1 protein-coding gene is annotated in these 2,234 nt (G+C 46.5%); it reads right to left on the bottom strand.

Going from position 1 to position 2,234, the window contains the following annotated elements; all coding sequences use genetic code 11:
- Positions 1-126 precede the first annotated feature (126 nt).
- On the bottom strand, positions 127-2,115 hold the full coding sequence (locus IQ246_RS29440; RefSeq protein WP_194006811.1) for an AarF/ABC1/UbiB kinase family protein: 1,989 nt from the start codon (positions 2,113-2,115) through the stop codon (positions 127-129).
- Positions 2,116-2,234 lie beyond the last annotated feature (119 nt).

The following is a 2,234-nucleotide window of genomic DNA, read 5'->3' as shown; positions in this document are numbered from 1 at the left end:
TGCAAGGACATACCCTGATTTACTCCAGGCATTAGATGCGGCATTCGCAGAAGTGACGATAGAGAATTTACTCGGTTGGTTTACTCACTGCTGCTACTGTACTTCAGAAGACTGATAACCGCTATACTACGAAGCTAATAATTGCCGAATTAGCTTGGCTACAGCTTTTTGCGTGAAGCGGCTAGCAACTTGTTGACCTAAGCGTTGCACACCCGGATTTACCAATAACTGAGCAACTTGGGGTGCAAGTTGCCCCGGGTCGAAGCCACGGGTTTCTCGAAGAATATTCAAGATACGTTTAATATGCTCCAAGGTTTGTTGTTGCTCGACAGTTGCCGCTGGAGTTTCGTTGACTGCTGTTAAGCCTACCCGTTCCCGCAACAAGTAGGTAAAGTTATGCAAAACATTTTTACTTAAAGCATCGAGTCCGTTAACAGATTCATCTACTAGCTTGTCACGAATAAAAGCGCCGCGTTCGGAAGCTAGAAAGTCTATTCCCTGATTCAACACCAAGTTTAAGTCGTAATCTTGACTATTACGTGCATTACGTAACAAGTTTTCCAAGCGGTTCCAGCGAAATCTCCCATCTTTAAACAACAAATCCTGTAGAGATGCTCTTAATTGCGGTGCTGGATCGGTTAACAGGCGTTTAGAAACGTAGGGATAGGCTTCGCTTAGGACTTTAAAGTTGGGATCTATATATATAGCGATACCTTCCAGCGTCACGAGAGAGCGAATAATTAAAGCGTAGTAGGGAGGTACACGGAAAGGATACTCATACATCAAAGCTGATAGTTCATCAGTGATGCTTTTAATGTTGAGTTCGGCTACGCTGGCTCCTTGAGCATCAGCAAATACTCTCGAAAAAGCTGGGATAATTGGTGTTAAGTCTGTTTCTGGGGATAAGAAATCTAACTTAACGTAGTCTTTTGCTAGACCTTCAAAGTCGCGGTTGACGACGTGGACGATCGCTTCAATTAAACCATAACGCTGCGGCGGCTTAATCTCACTCATCATCCCAAAGTCCAGATAAGCCAATTTACCATCAGGCATGGCTAACAAGTTACCAGGGTGGGGATCGGCGTGGAAAAATCCATGTTCTAGCAACTGGCGCAGGGAACACTGCACACCCACCTCAATTAGATAACGAGCATCTATACCTTGGGCGCGAATTTCTTCTGTCTGGGTTAATTTGATGCCGTTAATCCACTCCATCGTCAAAACACGACGGTTGGTATATTCCCAGTATATTTTGGGAACATATATGTCTTTTATATGACCATATAGTTGAAAAAATCGCTCAGCATTTTCGCCCTCATGGATATAATCCATCTCTTCAAAAATGCGATCGCCCAGTTCATCCAGGATACCAACTAAGTCACTCCGCACTCGCTTAACTTTTCTCTGTACCCAAGCGGCGAGGTGGCGCAAGATATACAAGTCAATGGTGATTCGCTCTCGTAAGTCAGGGCGTTGAACTTTGACGGCGACTTCCTCACCAGTTTTCAACTTACCTTTGTAGACTTGCCCAAGGGAGGCGGCGGCAATTGGGTGCGGCGAAAGTTCGGCGTAAACTTCTTCTGGAGGCGCTCCCAGTTCTTCTTTGATAAATTGGTAAGCTAGCTCGTTGGCAAAAGGCGGTAATTGGTCTTGTAGCCTAGTTAGTTCTTCCAGGAACACGGGTGGAACTAAATCTGGTCTAGTGGACAAAGCTTGTCCAATTTTGATGTAAGCAGGCCCCAGTTGCGTCAGCAATTCTCGTAGCTGATTGGCTCGGCGGCGGTCATTTTTGACGACAATTCCCCGTCGTCCATCCCACCACAGTCCAAAAGCAAAGGAGAGCGTCGGCCCCAAAACTGCGAAAATCCGCCGCAAAACTTGCAGGGGTTTATTTTGGTAATACGCCTTTATCTCTTCGGGATCGTAACGCGTTTCAGGTTCGGCTATTGTCGTAACATTTTGAGTAGCCAAAAGTCTTGGCGATCTCACAACTAAATCCTGTGTGCCATTTTCTGGCACTACTTCAGTAACGTACAGTTCGTCTGGGCGGTCTGTGCCGCCAGGACTGTTCTCCTGAATCGGTCGGGAACTGGGGGGAAGTGTCTTAACAATCATGAAGAAAGCCACCGGTCAGAACGAGCATGTCAAGTATTGTAACAATATGATGAGGGATTGGGGATTGGGCATTGGGGATGGGGCATTGGGCATTGGGCATTGGGCATGGGGCATGGGGC

It is taken from the genome of aff. Roholtiella sp. LEGE 12411 (assembly GCF_015206995.1).
Lineage (GTDB): Bacteria > Cyanobacteriota > Cyanobacteriia > Cyanobacteriales > Nostocaceae > Komarekiella.
Note: the sequence above shows the minus strand (reverse complement) of the source record. Positions and strands in the feature narration are given on the sequence as shown.